This is a genomic window from Clostridium guangxiense (assembly GCF_021043395.1).
GTDB lineage: Bacteria > Bacillota > Clostridia > Clostridiales > Clostridiaceae > Clostridium_S > Clostridium_S guangxiense.
In genome coordinates this window covers 22,396-38,811 of sequence record NZ_JAJNKE010000009.1, presented here as the reverse complement: position 1 = coordinate 38,811, position 16,416 = coordinate 22,396, and the positions used below count along the sequence as shown (strand labels likewise).

The 16,416-nt window shown below is 30.1% G+C and carries 15 protein-coding genes and 1 tRNA gene; 14 read left to right on the top strand and 2 right to left on the bottom strand.

Translation table 11 applies throughout. The features are described 5' to 3' along the window. The first annotated feature begins 265 nt into the window (after positions 1–265). The 6 genes from LQK79_RS07740 (at position 266) to nth (ending at position 6,444) form a co-directional block, all read left to right on the top strand. The gene (locus LQK79_RS07740; RefSeq protein ID WP_231016134.1) at positions 266–1,534 is read left to right on the top strand and encodes a magnesium transporter; all 1,269 of its coding nucleotides are present in this window, start codon (positions 266–268) and stop codon (positions 1,532–1,534) included. 114 nt (positions 1,535–1,648) lie between these two features. Next, positions 1,649–2,875 carry an Nramp family divalent metal transporter gene (locus LQK79_RS07735; protein WP_053242149.1) on the top strand — a complete coding sequence of 409 codons (1,227 nt, stop codon included), beginning with the start codon at positions 1,649–1,651 and terminating at the stop codon, positions 2,873–2,875. Between the two features lie 196 nt (positions 2,876–3,071). After that, complete coding sequence (sleB, locus tag LQK79_RS07730) at positions 3,072–3,740, top strand: spore cortex-lytic enzyme (RefSeq protein WP_231016166.1); 669 nt, start codon at positions 3,072–3,074, stop codon at positions 3,738–3,740. Between the two features lie 386 nt (positions 3,741–4,126). Continuing rightward, positions 4,127–4,675 (top strand): serine O-acetyltransferase EpsC, encoded by a 549-nt coding sequence (gene epsC, locus LQK79_RS07725; RefSeq protein WP_231016165.1) that lies wholly within the window; start codon positions 4,127–4,129, stop codon positions 4,673–4,675. A gap of 241 nt (positions 4,676–4,916) precedes the next feature. Beyond that, entirely contained in the window at positions 4,917–5,630 is a 714-nt protein-coding gene (locus LQK79_RS07720; protein WP_053242147.1) for a lysophospholipid acyltransferase family protein, read from the top strand. 181 nt (positions 5,631–5,811) lie between these two features. Next, positions 5,812–6,444 carry an endonuclease III gene (gene nth, locus LQK79_RS07715; protein ID WP_231016133.1) on the top strand — a complete coding sequence of 211 codons (633 nt, stop codon included), beginning with the start codon at positions 5,812–5,814 and terminating at the stop codon, positions 6,442–6,444. Between the two features lie 32 nt (positions 6,445–6,476). Here the strand turns inward: nth and LQK79_RS07710 are convergent, their stop codons facing one another. Continuing rightward, the gene (locus tag LQK79_RS07710; RefSeq protein ID WP_231016132.1) at positions 6,477–6,920 is read right to left on the bottom strand and encodes a GNAT family N-acetyltransferase; all 444 of its coding nucleotides are present in this window, start codon (positions 6,918–6,920) and stop codon (positions 6,477–6,479) included. A gap of 237 nt (positions 6,921–7,157) precedes the next feature. Here LQK79_RS07710 and LQK79_RS07705 point away from each other — a divergent pair, with 237 nt between their 5' ends. The 3 genes from LQK79_RS07705 to LQK79_RS07695 are packed head-to-tail and all read left to right on the top strand — an operon-like array spanning position 7,158 to position 9,172. Then, positions 7,158–7,796: a TetR/AcrR family transcriptional regulator gene (locus LQK79_RS07705; protein ID WP_231016131.1), complete on the top strand. Its 639-nt coding sequence runs from the start codon at positions 7,158–7,160 to the stop codon at positions 7,794–7,796. A gap of 6 nt (positions 7,797–7,802) precedes the next feature. Next, positions 7,803–8,204: an FMN-binding protein gene (locus tag LQK79_RS07700; protein ID WP_231016130.1), complete on the top strand. Its 402-nt coding sequence runs from the start codon at positions 7,803–7,805 to the stop codon at positions 8,202–8,204. Beyond that, positions 8,201–9,172: an FAD:protein FMN transferase gene (locus LQK79_RS07695; RefSeq protein WP_231016129.1), complete on the top strand. Its 972-nt coding sequence runs from the start codon at positions 8,201–8,203 to the stop codon at positions 9,170–9,172. Before LQK79_RS07700 ends, LQK79_RS07695 begins: the two co-directional genes overlap by 4 nt. A 450-nt stretch (positions 9,173–9,622) precedes the next feature. Here the strand turns inward: LQK79_RS07695 and LQK79_RS07690 are convergent, their stop codons facing one another. Further along, a complete protein-coding gene (locus LQK79_RS07690) occupies positions 9,623–10,654 on the bottom strand; it encodes a M42 family metallopeptidase (protein ID WP_053242141.1) in 1,032 nt (343 codons plus the stop codon). A 145-nt stretch (positions 10,655–10,799) separates the two neighbouring features. Here LQK79_RS07690 and LQK79_RS07685 point away from each other — a divergent pair, with 145 nt between their 5' ends. The 5 genes from LQK79_RS07685 (at position 10,800) to LQK79_RS07665 (ending at position 16,407) form a co-directional block, all read left to right on the top strand. Continuing rightward, the gene (locus LQK79_RS07685; RefSeq protein WP_231016128.1) at positions 10,800–11,738 is read left to right on the top strand and encodes an AAA family ATPase; all 939 of its coding nucleotides are present in this window, start codon (positions 10,800–10,802) and stop codon (positions 11,736–11,738) included. Next, the gene (locus LQK79_RS07680) at positions 11,738–12,853 is read left to right on the top strand and encodes a DUF58 domain-containing protein (protein WP_053242140.1); all 1,116 of its coding nucleotides are present in this window, start codon (positions 11,738–11,740) and stop codon (positions 12,851–12,853) included. Before LQK79_RS07685 ends, LQK79_RS07680 begins: the two co-directional genes overlap by 1 nt. Before the next feature lie 4 nt (positions 12,854–12,857). Next, entirely contained in the window at positions 12,858–15,140 is a 2,283-nt protein-coding gene (locus tag LQK79_RS21045) for a transglutaminase-like domain-containing protein (RefSeq protein ID WP_231016127.1), read from the top strand. A 275-nt stretch (positions 15,141–15,415) separates the two neighbouring features. Then, positions 15,416–15,497, top strand: a tRNA-Leu gene (locus LQK79_RS07670). A 160-nt stretch (positions 15,498–15,657) separates the two neighbouring features. Then, positions 15,658–16,407, top strand: coding sequence for a nucleoside phosphorylase (locus tag LQK79_RS07665; RefSeq protein WP_231016126.1), 750 nt, complete (start codon positions 15,658–15,660; stop codon positions 16,405–16,407). Positions 16,408–16,416 lie beyond the last annotated feature (9 nt).

Sequence of the window (16,416 nt, the reverse complement as noted above, 5' to 3'; positions counted from 1 at the left end):
TGGACCGGATACCCGGAGGAAACTGGTATTAAAAAGAAGAAAACGGCAGATGGTTTTTATGAAAAATGATTTTGGCATATATTTGTGGCATTTAAATTTATAGTTTATATAATTTAATAATATTAGATGTATTCACAATAAATCTGCATTTTCTTTTTAACAATATACCAGTTCCATTGTTAAGCATATTATATATTGGTAATAATATGTCTTAGGTTAAATAGTTTAGGCTATTTAATAAACAATTTGGAAAGGGAGGATTAAAATGCAGAAATTAAATGACTTTTTTTTAAGCAGCATTCTTTATAAAAAGGTATACGATGAGTATGGCGAATACGTTGGAAAGCTCTGGGACATATATGTGTCAACGGAGGAAAATTATCCTAAGGCAATAGGTTATAAAATGAAAAAAAGTGGTGAATATATAAACTATGAATTTAAAACCATAGATTTTTATAGAGATGAGGAAAATGGAAGAATATTAATCAAAGTTAAGTCAGTTAAAGATACTATGATGAGAAAGTATTCCTATTTGTTATCAAAAAATCTTTTGGATAAACAAATAGTAGATATAAACGGAAAAAAGCTTGTAAGAGTGAATGATCTTAGAATGGCTCAAATTGCCGGAGAACTTAAAGTTATAGCAGTTGATACAGGAATAATGTCACTAGGAAGAAGAATTGGCGTAGAAGGTTTAATTAAAGGTATGTACGAAATAATTAATAGAAAACCAAAGGATAGTTTTATAATGTGGGATAACGTAGAATCACTTGAAATGATAAATGATAATTTAAAGTTATCTGTACCATATAAAAAGCTATCGGCACTTCATCCAGCAGATCTAGCAGATATACTTGAGGATATGAATTCTAATTATAGAAAGAAAGTATTTGAAAGTCTTGATGAGAATTTTGCAGCAGATATACTTGAGGAAATTGAACCTGATATACAAGCAGACCTTATTGAAAATTTAAGTAATGATAAAACTACTGAAGTTCTTGATAGTATGCCTAATGATGAAATAGCTGATATTTTAGATGAAGTAGATGAAGAAACTGCAGAAAAAATTCTTTTGAATATGGAAAAAGATGATGCAGATGAAGTAAGAAGTCTCATGGAATATGAGAAAGAGACAGTCGGAAGTATAATGAATAAGGACTTTATATCATTTAATATAAACATAACGCTTAAGGAAACTATGGATATAATAAAAGAAATGAAACCAGAGGAGGAAGTAATGTATTATATATATATTACTGACTCAAATGGTGTACTTGAAGGAGTTATATCGTTAAAGGATTTAATATTTATGCCGCAAGAAAAGAAACTTAAGGATGTAATGAGTAAAAAGCTAGTTATGGTTAAAGATTCTGATAAACTTGAAGATGCTATAGAAATTTCAGTTAAGTACAATTTGTTGGCGCTTCCAGCAGTAGATGACAATAAAAAGTTATGTGGAGTAATAATAATAAATGATTTAGTTGACCAGGTGTTATTTCCAGCATGGAAAAAGAAATTTAAGAAGGTTGGGTAGAAAGTACATCGATTTAACATTCTACTTTTTACGTATAAGTATTTTGTTTAGTTTTTACAAGATACTTATATGTAAATGAACTGGCAACTGATTTTTAACAAAGGGGTGGAGCGCATGAAAAAGAAATTTGGAAAATTATTTTTAATATTTAGTATAATTGGACCAGGAATAATTACAGCAAATGCAGGAAATGATGCCGGAGGTGTAACGACTTATTCTGTTATTGGAGCACATTACGGTTATTCAATGCTTTGGGGACTATTTGCTATAGGAATTGGTCTTGCGGTTGTGCAGGAAATGAATGCAAGAATGGCTGTAGTTACAGGAAAAGGACTTTCAGATTTAATAAGAGAAAGGTATGGAGTAAGATGGGCTTTTTTTGCAATGTTAGTGCTTATTATTGCAAATCTTGGAGTTTGCATAGGTGATTTTGCTGGTATAGCTGCAAGTCTGGAATTGTTTAAAATAAGCAAATATATTTCAGTTCCTATACTTACTATTATGATATGGGTTGTAATGACAAAGGGTAATTATTCAAAAGCGGAAAAAATATTTTTGCTATTGACATTGACTTTTTTTGCTTATGTTATTACAGCAATTTTAGTTAAACCAGATTGGAATAATGTAGTTTCTAGGATAACCGACCCTAAGGCAAATTTAACAAAGGATTATTGGCTAACTCTCATAGGAATGGTAGGTACAACAATAACCCCATATATGCAGTTTTATCTTCAATCTTCTATTGTGGATAAGGGGATTTCGTTAAAAGAGTACAAATATGAAAAACTCGATGTTTATCTTGGAACCGTGTGGGGAATTTTAACTGCTTTATTTATAACTATATGTACAGCTGAAACCTTGTTTAAAGCACATAAATTGGTGGAAACTGCACAGGATGCGGCTGTTGCACTTAAACCATTAGCAGGTTCGTATTCATTTGCGCTTTTTGCAATAGGACTTTTTGGAGCATCATTTTTAGCTTGTTGTATAATTCCGCTTTCAACCTCATATGCTGTATGTGAAGCCTTTGGATTTGAAAGTGGACTTGATAATAAAATTAAAGATGCACCTATATTCTTTGGATTATTTTTGTTTATGTTAATTGTAAGTATGATTGTTGTTCTTGTTCCTGGATTATCACTTGTAGATATAATATTGGTTACACAGCAAATAGCAGGAATATTATGTCCAGTAGTATTGATTTTTATGATTAAGTTAGTAAATGATAAGGAAATAATGGGAAAGTACGTAAACAATAAGTTACAAAATTTTATAGCAAAATTTACTGTTATACTTATAATAGTACTTACTATATTAGCATTTGCAGGTAATTTTATTTAGTTGTAATGAAGGTAGCCTTGTTTTGAATAAGTGTAAAAATAGGTATCTTATTTAAAACAAAGCTAATTATTAAAAAAAATTGAATTAAAATTTCACTTTAGAGCAAAATAACCTTGTAATACAAAATTAATGTTTTGCTGGAGGTGAAATTGTGAAATTTGTGAACTTGATAAAAAAGTATAAATTAAGCATTGTTATGTGTACTGCTATACTTATGACTTATTTTAGTATGTATGTATGGCTTTTACCATATAATAGTGCAGTTAAGGCTGTTACATACAAGTATGGTTCTTCTGGAAGCGTTGTAACTCAAATTCAAACTAGGTTGAAAAGCTGGGGGTACTATACTGGCAGCATAGATGGAAGATACGGATATGTTACTTACCGTGCGATTATGAGATTTCAGGCTAATAATGGTCTTACTCCAGACGGAATTGCAGGTAATGGGACTCTTACAGCGCTCGGACTTCCAACAGGCACAGCAGCTACAGCAACTCAAAGGTATTCTAATAATAGCCAAGATTTAGTACTGCTTTCAAGACTTATTAATGGTGAAGCAAGAGGGGAACCATATACGGGACAGGTAGCAGTTGGAGCTGTTGTTTTAAATAGAACAAGAGATCCAAAATTTCCATCTACTGTTGCAGGAGTTATATATCAGCCAGGTGCATTTACTGCTATTGTTGATGGGCAAATTCATGCTAATATTGAGCAAAGTTCAATTAATGCTGCTAGGGATGCGCTAAATGGATGGGATCCTTCTAGCGGAGCAATATATTATTTTAATCCTGCAAAAACAACAAATAAGTGGATATGGTCAAGACCACTTATTAAGGTTATAGGAAAGCATAGATTTTGTAGGTAAGTTTAATTAAAAAATGATGTTGACAAACAAGGAAATTAGTATATAATAATAGTATAATTCTTAGTAAATCACTCGGATATACGTTGATGAAGTAAAGTAATGTAAATGAAGTTTTAAGAGAGAGGACTGTATGCTGGAAGGTTCTTAAATGGAGTTTACATGAAGTGCACTTTGGAGTACTGCATCTGAACAAATTAGTATGATGCAGCGGTTGCAACCGTTAAATTGCCTGACATGATGGTGTTTTTGGAGTGTGAATTTATTCTTAGAGTGGAAAAAACAACAAGGCTTTGTCTCTAATTCGAGGTGAAGCCTTTATTTTTTAATATTAATGGGATGGTGAGTATATATTGTTTAAAGCATTAAGATATGATATAAAAAAAGTAATGGAAAATGATCCTGCGGCTAGAAATTCCTTGGAGATATTTTTATTATACCCATGTATACATGCACTTATCTGGTACAGAGTTGCCCACTACTTTTACAATCATAAGATGTTTTTTATTGCAAGACTTATTTCTCAAACAAGTAGATTTTTTACAGGAATAGAGATTCATCCTGGTGCTAAGATTGGAAAAGGACTTTTTATAGATCATGGAATGGGCGTTGTAATAGGAGAGACAGCAGAGGTTGGCGATAATGTTGTTATGTATCATGGCTCAACTTTAGGGGGGACTGGTAAAGATAAAGGAAAGAGACATCCAACTATTGGAAATAATGTAATGATAGGTAGTGGAGCAAAAGTATTAGGACCTATTAATGTTGGAGACGGTTCTAAAATAGGAGCAAATGCAGTTGTGCTAAAAGATGTCCCTGCAAATGTAACTGCAGTTGGTGTTCCAGCAAAAGTGGTGGTGCCCAAAAGCAAAAAGCAAGAAGAAAAAGTAGTTAAAAAAGAAAATATAATAAGCATAAATCAATTCTATGGAGAGTAATCATATACGAGGTTTGGGCGGAGCCCATTATCCTTCTAGAACTTAAAAAAGTTGCTTTCTTAGCAATAAAGAAAACTTAAAGTGCCTAGAGATTAAAAGCGCGAGATTTTGGATTTGTCTAAATCTCGCTTATTTTATTGCCTATAAATAATAAACAATTAGACTTTTGGGGGGTTTTCAACTATAATAAAATTATATTTAGCATATTTTAAATTATAAAGTTTTGAAAGGTGGAATTGATGTGCTTTCTCCTAAACTAGCTAGAATAATAGAAATACTTCCAGTATCTTTTGCCGGTTATATAGGCAAAAAGATTTTGAACTCATATTTAAATAAATATGCAAATATAAGTGTTCAGGGTATAGATGAATTAAAAAATGTACAAAAGCCAATAATATTTATATGTAATCATTTAAGCAATTCTGATGGACTTGTATTAAATAAAATTTTAAATGTATCAAATGATTTTGATGTAACTTTTGTTGCAGGAGTTAAACTTAAACATGATGCTATTACTCAATTGGGTACATACTGCGTTAAAACTACACCTATTAGACCTAATACTGCTGATAAAGAGGGATTATCAAAAATAATCAAAATTTTGAAAAGTAATAGCAATATATTGATTTTCCCAGAAGGAACTAGAAGCAGAAATGGAGCAATGATAGAAGCAACAAAAGGGCTTGCGTTAATTGCAAAATTGAGTAAAGCCATAATAGTACCAATAGGTATAAGTGGAAGTGAAAATCTTCTGCCAATAAATAAAAATGGCGATATGTATAAGGAGGATTTCACATATGCTGATGTACAAGTTACATTTGGAAAAGCTTTTTACTTAGATAAAAAAGGTAAAGACGAAAACAGAAAAGATTATGAAAAAAGAGTTGTAGATGAGGCGATGTACAAAATCGCTGAACTATTGCCTGAGAAATACAGAGGAGTTTATAGCAAGTAAACATACGCGGGGTTTGGGCGTGAGCCCATTATCCTTCTAGAACTATAAATAACTACACTGTAGTTAATGCACTAGGTTTAAAATTTGCAGTAATAATGTACGCGGGGTTTGGGCGTGAGCCCATTATCCTTCTAGAACTATAAAGATTTCATGTAGTTATATTATATAAGGTGGTGTAAGAGTGCTAAAAAAAGATATAAAAAAAGTTGTAGATATACTTGAAGAAACATATCCAGACGCTGAATGTGCACTGCATTTTAATAGTCCTTATGAACTTCTTATATCAACCATATTAAGTGCACAATGTACAGATGAAAGAGTTAATATTGTAACAAAAGAGCTATTTAAAGAATATAATACGCCCCAAAAGATGATAACATTAGATGAAGCACAACTTCAAAATATAATAAAAACTTGTGGACTTTATAAAAATAAAAGTAAAAATATACTTGAAGCCTCTAGGAGCATTGTAGAAAAGTTTGACGGTGTAGTGCCAAAAACTTTAGAGGAATTAACAAGTCTTTCAGGAGTTGGAAGAAAAACAGCTAATGTTGTTATGGCAAATGCTTTTGGAAAACCAGCATTTGCAGTAGATACCCATGTTTTTAGGGTATCTAATAGGATTGGAATAGCTAAAGGAAAAAACGTTCATGAAGTTGAAAACAAGCTTATGGAAAATATAGATGAAGATCATTGGATTAAAATGCACCATTGTATAATATGGCATGGAAGAAAAATTTGTAAGGCAAGAAATCCTAAATGCAGTGAGTGTCCAGTAAATGTGGTATGTGAATTTTTTAAAGAGCAGTATTGATATGAGGCTGTCACACTAAATATATTAAATCATTATTTAGTGTGACAGTCCCATTTCATTAAATAATAAGGTTCTTTTTCAGTAACTTCCTCCTCGATTGTAAAGCCTTGAGATAAATAAAAATTCAAAGCATTTTCATTTACCTTTACGCATTTCAATGTTAAGGGTAATCCAACTACTTTTACAGCTTCACTTATCAATGCTTTTCCTACCCCACACCTTTGAAAATTTGACGAAACAAATAAATTGTGAATAAATTTATCCTCTTCCCAAATTGAAATAAATCCTGCAATCTCATTGTTTATTTTTGCTGTTAATATTAACTCTCCTTTTGTACTACTATCAAAATCGTCTAAATTTATACTATCAGGTTCCATCCAATTGAAATTTTCTTGTCTTGAGTTGAAAAAAATTTTTCGCAGTTCATCATATTCATTTTTTTGAGTTTTTTGTATGTAAATGCAATTTTTATTCATTATATTTTCCCCTTTCCTGATATGAGTAATTTATAATTGTTCATTCATTTAATTATATATCATATAATTTTAATTATAAATATTTTACATTATATATAGTGCTCATTTAAGCCTAAATTTAAAATATAAAAAATATGTTAATTAACAATTTTTTATATTGACTTTATAAGTTTATAAAGTATACTGAGAGTATAGTCTATAAACTTAGAGTATATTAATGCGGAGGGAATTATGCAAATGAATAATCGTAAAGTTAGAGAAAGACTAAATAAAGAATCAGAAATATTAGATGCAGCAGAAAGAATATTCTTTAAAAAAGGGTTTGAAAATTCAACTATGGATGATATTGCACTGGCAGCTGAATTTACTAAAAAAACAGTATATTCATATTTTAAAAGTAAGGAGGATATATATTATGAAATAATGCTTAGGGGATATAAAATACTTAATTGTATGAGTAAAACAATGCTAGAGGAAGGAAAGAATGATAGTGAGATTACTAATATAAAAACTTTAGGAAAAGCTTTCATTAAATTTAGCGTTGAGTACAAGGGATATTTTAAGGCTATCGTGGATTATGAAAATAAATATTATACCAGTAATGTAAGTGATGAATTATACAAGGAATGTGATAAAGAAGGAGAATATACATTTAATATTCTAAAGGAAAGTATAGAAAATGGCATAAAAAATGGTGAGATAACAGAAAAATTTTCTTCTTTAGATATTTCGCTTACACTTTGGTCGTGCATCTTAGGTTTTGCTAATCTTATAGATAAAAAAGAAGAATATATAAATAAAGTATATGATAGAACATCACTAGAGGTGCTTGAAAATGGATTCGAAATAATTTTAAATTCAATACGAAAGGACTGATTTTATATGATGAAAAAAGTTTTTATAATATCAATATGTGTTTTAATTGTAGTTTGTATTGGTTTTGGTGTAAAGTATCTTGTTTCTGTAAATGAGTATAAAAAAGAAGTTAAAAACATTAGTATTAAGAATGTGGATTTAAAAAAAGTTAAAGATGGTAAGTATACAGGTTCTTGTGATGTCGGCTATATAAAAGCGGTAGTTAAGGTACAAGTTAAAGACAATAAAATTATGTATATAAAGCTTCTTGAACATAAAAACGAAAGAGGTAAAAAAGCCGAAACTATTTTAGAAAAAGTTATAAAAGCTCAAAGCGTTAAAGTAGATACTGTAACTGGTGCAACAAATAGCAGCAAGGTTATTTTAAGAGCTATTGAAAGTGCATTACAAAACGGTGAAAAGGCATGAGTAGTGAATACCTTGAAAGTGAAATTTTTTGCATGGGAACAAATATAATTCAGAGAGTGTATGGATTTAATGCAAGGAAAACTATAAAGGAAGTTGAAAATGAAATGAAAAGACTTGAAGCTTTAATGAACTTTTATAAAGATTCAAGTGAAATTGGAATACTTAATAGCTATGGATTCGAAAAAGAGGTTAAGCTTAGTAGAGATGTTTTTTATATAATAAAAAAAGCTAAATATTTTTCTGAAATAAGTCAGGGGGCCTTTGACATATCATTAGCACCTGTCATAGAACTATGGGGTGTTTTTACAAAACATGAGAGAGTACCACTTGAAAAAGAAATAAAAGAAAAAATATCTCTTGTAAGTTATAATAATTTAATTTTAAATGAGGGTGAAAATACAGTTAAGTTTTCTAAAGAAAATATGAAGATAGATTTGGGTGGAATAGCTAAAGGTTATGCTGCAGATAGAGCAACCCAAATATATAAACAAAATAATGTTAATGCTGCTTTCATAAATTTGGGTGGAAATGTTATGGTTTTTGGAGAAAAGCCTGATAACAGTGATTGGAGTGTTGGGGTACAAGAACCTTTTAAAAGTAGAGGAGAAATAATTGGTGTTGCTAATATAACAAATGAGTCCGTGGTTACGTCTGGAAATTATGTTAGGTATTTTGAGGACAAAGGTGTAAAATATCATCATATAATCGATCCAAGAACAGGATATCCAGCAGATTCTAATTTGATGAGCGTTACTGTCATTTCACAGAATTCTATGGAAGGAGATGCACTATCTACAGCTGCATTTGTGCTTGGCGATAAAGAAGGAATGCAGCTTATAAAAAATTATGGTGCAAAGGCTATATTCATAACAAAAGATAAAAAGGTGAAAATAACAAGCAATATGAGGCAAGACTTTTATTTAATAGAAGATAATGGTTTTGAGTATTGCAGTGAGGTGGGCTTATGAATATCAATCATTTATTAGGCATAATTGCTTTAATATTTGTGATTTTAAGTATAAGTTATTTTGTACTTAAAAGAATGAAAATAAAATTTCTTGAATTTCATTGCTATTTTGCTTTAATTGGAACTGTGTTTGCAGTTATTCATTCTTACAGTAGTTTGTTTGTATTGGAGTTCACCTTTGGTAAAGCTGCTTTGTTCATTTTTATTTGTCTAGATATTTCAGGATTAATGATGCGATATTTGAAAGGGATAAACAAAAAATATTTAAGATATACACACATAGCACTTTCAATATTTTTTGTTCTTATGATAATATTTCATATAATTTACTATACTTTTTTAAATTAAGAAACTTATAAGAGCAGTGCACAATTCACAGTTCACTGTGAACTGTGCATTGTGAATTGTGCACTGATTTAGTTTGCAATCTTTTTTGGATGTAACGGTTCAATTAGTTTTGCTCACAATATTTAATGAGTAAATCTAAAGTTGCTTCCATTCCTTCCATGTGAGTTCTTTCATAGCCATGAGAAGCAAAAACACCAGTTCCAATGAGCGCGGTTTTTATATCCCATCCTGCGCGGAGAGCTGCAGAGGCATCAGAACCATAATGAGGGTAAGTATCTATTTTATAAGATATATTGTTTTTACGGCAAAGTTCAGTAAGTTTTTTTCTAAAAGAATAGTCATAAGGTCCGGAGGAGTCCTTAGCGCATATGCACACACTGTATTCAGAAGAATTTTGCCCAGTTCCAGGAGCTCCCATATCAACTGAAAGGAATTCCTTTGTATTAGGGGGTATATAGGCTGCACCATGGCCTACTTCTTCATAATTGCTGAAGTAAAAACTAGTAGTATAAGGTAAATTTATATTATTTTCTTTTATGTATTTTATGGCATATAATAATATTGCTGCGCTTGCTTTATCATCAAGATGTCTGCTTTTTACAAACCCATTTTCAGTAAAACGTGTTCTTGAATCAAAGCATATAAAATCTCCAACATCAATTCCTAAGTTTTCAACATCTTCTTTTGATGAGACTTTTTCATCTATAACGACTTCCATATTCTTAGGTTCTCTTTTTAAGGTTCTGGCATCATCATAAATGTGAACTGATGGTTCTATTGTTTGAATTGTTCCTGAATAACTTTTACCATTAATAGTCTCTATAGTGCAATTTTCACCTTCAATAGAATTCATCATATATCCACCAAGGGGAGTAATAGCCAAAGTTCCTTTTTCTTTTATTTCTTTTACCATAGCTCCAAGAGTATCAATATGTGCTGAAATAGTTCTTTGATATTCATCATTTTCACCTGGCAGTGTTACTATTAACGCACCCTTGTTTGTAGTTTCAAAACTTATGTCTAAAATATGCAATTCTTCACTTACATAATCAATTAAATTTTCGGTATATCCAGTTGGACTTGCAATTTCAAGTATATTTTTAAGGTAGTATTTTAACTTTTCAAGATTATACACTTCTATCAGCTCCTTATAGATATTTTAACATAATATAAAAATAAAATTCAAACTAAATACGTATTTACTAGCTTGTTTTTATGTTATAATTTTAAAATAAAGCTATGATTTAAATAAATAGACTATTAAGATTAAAGGTGTTTTTATGAATAATGAATTAATAAATGAAATTATAGAAAATTGCAAAAAAGCAGTAGTAGGAAAGGATACTGAAATAAGAAATATTCTCATGGGCATAATTGCAGGTGGAAATGTTTTAATAGAGGATGTACCTGGAGTAGGAAAAACAACTATTGTAAAGGCAATCGTAAAATCCTTTGACTTAACTTATAAAAGAATACAATTTACACCTGATATAATGCCATCAGATGTTACAGGAGTTTCAATTTATAATCAGAAAAGTATGGAGTTTGAATTTAAAAAAGGACCTGTATTTTGCAATATACTCTTAGCGGATGAGATAAATAGAACGTCACCTAAAACCCAATCATCTTTACTTCAGGCCATGGATGAGGGACAAGTTTCTGATGGTAATACAACTTATGATATAGAAGAACCATTTTGTGTACTAGCTACTGAAAATCCAATAGAGCAAGAGGGAACCTTTGAACTTCCTGAGGCTCAATTAGATAGATTTATAATAAAAGTGAATATAGGATACCCAGTAAAAGAACATGAAATGAAAATACTAAAGTTATATAAAGAAAGCAAGCCAATAGAAGAGCTTAGACCAATGGCGTCAAAAAAGGACATAATCTATCTTCAAGAGATAGTGAAAAAAGTGAATATAAGAGATGAACTTATATCTTATATATTAGATATAGTCGATAAAACAAGGAATGATGATAATATAAGCTTAGGTGTAAGTACAAGAGGGGCTCTGGCTATTTTGAGAATTGCACAAGCTTCGGCTTTTATGGATGGAAGGGATTATGTTATACCAGAAGATATAAGGAAAAATATTTATATGGTGCTTTGTCATAGAATAAAATTATCCTATAATGCTAATATTAATAATTTAACTTCTAGAGAAATTATAGATAATATAGTAGCTTCAACATATGTTCCAAGGATTTTAAAGTGATGAAAGTAAATAAATTATTTGTGATTTTTACCATAATCATTGCTTTCTTATTTTTTATAGAGGGAGAAGTTATTTTTAATTTAGCATTTTACTGTGTAATTTTATGTTGGATTATAAGTTTAATTTCATTAATTATTTCGTATTTTGGAATAAGTATAGAAATAGAATTTAATCAAAGGAAGTATAATACTGTCGATAATTATGATTTTAATTTAAAGTTAAAAAATAAGCTGTATTCTTTTATTCCATTTGCAGTTGTAAATTATATAAGTGGTAATAAATTAGTAACTAAAATGCTTTATATGAATCTTCATAAGGAAGAGAAAATTAAAAGTGAAATTATGTTTCAGTATAGAGGAATTTATGATTTTAATGATTTTAAATTAGAAATAAAAGATATAATGTTTATATTTACGAAATATAAGTATTTAAAAAATAAGCCTAAAATAAGGGTTTATCCTAAAGTGTGGAGCATAAAACAAGATGAAATAAATAAGTTAAATTATATATTTAAAACCGTAATAGGTAAAAATTTAATCGAAAATGACTATTTAAATGTCAAAGATATAAGAAAATATAAATATAATGACAGTTATAAGAGGATACATTGGAAAGCTACGTCAAAGACGGGGCAGTTGTATGTGAAAAATTACGAAAACTTTGACAATGGGAAGATAAAAGTTTTTATAGATATGAATGAATACATTATGAAGCTTGGAAAGAGCGTTGAGGAAAAATATATAGAATACTCAGTATCTATGCTGAGTTATATTATGGACAAGCACAGCAAATTTGAAATTCATTTTATTAACGATAATGAAAAGACTATTTTTTCTAATGGAAAATCTGAATTTGGTCAAGTTATGGAATATTTGATTTACAATAAGTGTACAGGAAAGAAAAATGTGATTGACAGCATACTAAACCCTAAGAACGCAGCTGAAAAAGACTGTATGTGTATTATTGTATTTAAAATAGATGAAAGCTTAAGAGAGAAAATTGTTTTATTAGAAAAGAGTAGGATAAAATATATAGTGTTTTATTTTGAAGATAAATATTTAAGCACAATTAAAATTCAATGTTTTTCAATGTCAAAAATGATGGGGAACGGGTGAAAATGTGAAGGCAGTTCAAATATTTATATCATATATTAACTTAATATTTATATTTTTAATAATAAGCCTTTGTTTAAAAATAGGTAATACAAATGAATATGTGCTTTATTTTTCAGTGCTGTTTGGCGTAGGAATGCTAGCATATACTGGACTCAAACAAGTTTTCCTAAAAAAGGGATTATTTTTAACTATAGGTTTGTTTATATGCTTTATTGTTATACTATTAATGGAAATGGATTCTTTTATTGGTGAAAATACATTTAATAAATTGTTTGTTGGAATTCCTAATGAATTTGTGTATTTATACTCTAATTTTGAAAGCATAAGTGTAAATTTAATACTTCCATATATGATTATATTAATTCCAATTATAGCAATTATATATACTCATAATGCGCTTAAAGTGAGAAATTTTATAGGCGTAATTATAAATATTATTTTAATGATAGTGCTTTGGTTTTGGCATTATGAAAGCATTTTAACAAAATATTCTTATATATATTGCTGCATTGGAGTTTTTTCTTTTATGTTTGACGGATATTATAGGGTTTTAACAAAATATAAAGGAAATTTAAATAAAAGAGTAAGAAGTTTTGCAGCTTTTTTTATTGTTAGCTTATTTATTACAGGGATTATTTATGCGTCAATAACAAATGTATCTGACGATCATTCAGGCGTATATTCAGATTTGATATATACTAGGGTAAATGGATTTGATGATGGTAGATTTACTAGTTCGTCGGATAAAAATCATAAATTTCAAGGCATAGACAGCATTACTGAAGTAAGCAAAGAAAAAATAGGCGGCAGCCTTAATGTTGATAATACTCCTCAATTTGAGGTTAAAGCAAAGAGACCTGTTTATTTAGAGGCTTCAATAAAAAATAAGTATGATGACGATAGTAATACATGGGATAATGATTATGAAAAGCTGATTAAAATACCCAAGAAAGCATTTATATATGATGATAAATATGTGAAAAACAATAAGTATTATCCTGAAAAAAAATTATATTCCACTTTAAAAAACTTGAAGGTAAATAAGTTCAATATTGAAATAGGATATGACAAGAACATGTTATTTCATCCATATCTAACCTATTCTGTAAACAACATAAATACGTTTTTAAGCCCACAAAATTCTATTTTTAAAGAAGATGACATAGCGACTTATAATATATCTTACTATGATTATGGAGAGGATATGACGTTGGACAAGGCTTATAATGAAGAAATAGGCGAAGACAAAATCTTTAAAGATGATAATGGAAATACCACTTTTACTGACAAGGAGTATAAGGAATATAAAAAATATAATGAAAAATTTATTAGTGGATACAGCAATGTTGATGACAGAATAGTGAAGCTTGTAAAAAAAATAGTCAAAGGAGCCAAATCTGATACAGAAAAAGCTTACAGAATAGAGCAATATTTAAAAAAGAATTATACGTATTCTCTTGAGGTTAAAAATATAGATAGGAACTTATTGTATAATTTTTTGTTTAATGAAAAAAAGGGGTATTGTGTGTACTTTGCTACCGCCATGACCGTTATGTGCAAAATTGCCAATGTACCAGCAAGATACGTAGAAGGCGTAAAAATGATAAATAGAAAAAACTCTGATGGAAACTATGTTGTTACAAATGCAGATGCGCATGCTTGGACAGAAGTGTTAATTAATTCGAGCCTTAATATGTGGTACATTGCAGATGCTACTCCATCAGCGGCACAATATATTTACGAGAATAGTGAAAATAATAAAATTACACATAATTCAGGTAGCGAAAAAACGAGGCAAAGCTCAAGTATACAAAATCAGCAAAGTGTAAAAAGCATTGTAAAAAAGGATGATAATAAGCAGAAGGGAAAGAGTACAAACGTCAAAAAAAACACTTCAATTAAGAAAAAAGTAAATTATAAATTTCATCTATTGGTTATTTGTATTTTTGTAATATTTCTGCTCAGAGCTTTATATAAGATAATTATTATAAGACGAGCTTTAAATTATAAAGGTGTGCTCAAACTTTATAATTATTGTCAAAGGAGACTTGAGAGTGTTGGTATATATAAACCACTTAATGTAGGCGAAATTGAATTTTCGGAAGCTATAAAGGATAATGAAATTAGTAATATTATTAGATATATTGCAGATCGGGTTTATAGTGAATATTATGGAAATGGAGGGGAAGGTAAGTTTGATAAAAAGAGTTTTTATAATAAATTTGAGGAGTTAATGAGAAAAAGACAGGGGAGAGTAAAATATTATTTCTTCAAATATTTGTGGTAACTTATTCAGAGTACAGAGTACAACAAAGGTGGATTTACCTTTTGTTTCACTTAGGTAAATCTTAGAACTTAATAGTGCCAGCTGCGCTGAGCACTATTGTTTACGCCATGCGTTAGCATTAAGTTCAAGATTTTTAGCAGGGATAGCGGAGAAAAATCATACTTAACTGTACTCTGAGTAAACTTCCAGTTTGCTAGAATGAATTTGGTATTAGCCATTTCAATCTTTCTGGTTGTATATTTATTACCAAGGTGGTATAATATTTTTTGTATCTTGCGGATATGGCGGAACGGCAGACGCGCTAGATTCAGGTTCTAGTGAGAAATCGTGCAGGTTCAAATCCTGTTATCCGCACCAATTTATAAAGATAATAAAAGGATTCGAACCATCACGGTTCGAATCTTTTTATTATATTGTTTTTTATGGTATATTCGGTTCAGATTATTTATAATTCGCACAATGTTTCTCAACATGGAGGTGAGTTGTTTTGAATTGGACTTTAGAAGATGATCATACCATGCCAATTATAACGGCAGAAAGACACGTTAAAAGTAATCATGGAAATAGCAATGCCTGTGAATTGCCAGCGACATGCGTTATTTTTGAAATTGGAATGGCTTTGAAATTTATTGAAAAGGAATTTAAGACGGAGACCTTAATTGAAAAGTTACCTTGTTTTCTTGATAGTCCTAAATGTTTAATCATAAAAGGCAAACCTTCCGTGTGTTTCACACGTGGAGGATATGGTGCTCCGGCGGCGGTTGATACATTGGAAACATTAAGGGTTCTAGGTGTCAAACGAATTGTCATTGTGGGCATGTGTGGAGTTTTTGCAAAGAATGTTGATGTTGGAGATGTAATCATACCCGATAGAATATTATGCGAAGAGGGAACTTCACATCACTATTTTGAAAATGTTGAATTTGCACATCCCAATAGTGAACTTTTTAGAAAGGCAAATACCTATTTTAAGAATCAATTTGAAATAAAGACAGATGCAACTGTAACAAGTGATGCTGTGTATCGTCAAACTTTTGCAAAAGAAGAGTTTTGGCGAAATAAAGGTTGTGTTGGTGTCGATATGGAATCATCAGCATTGTTGCTAGTGAGTCGGTACTATTCCTTTCCTGCAGTATCAATCTTATTAGCCTCTGATAAGCATCCACTTAATGAAACACAGGAAAAATGGGAATGGGGTAATATAGGTTTCGAAAAAGTTCGTGAGAAATTCGTAAAACATGCAGTGCAATTTTCATTGGATCTATGACTTCCCATT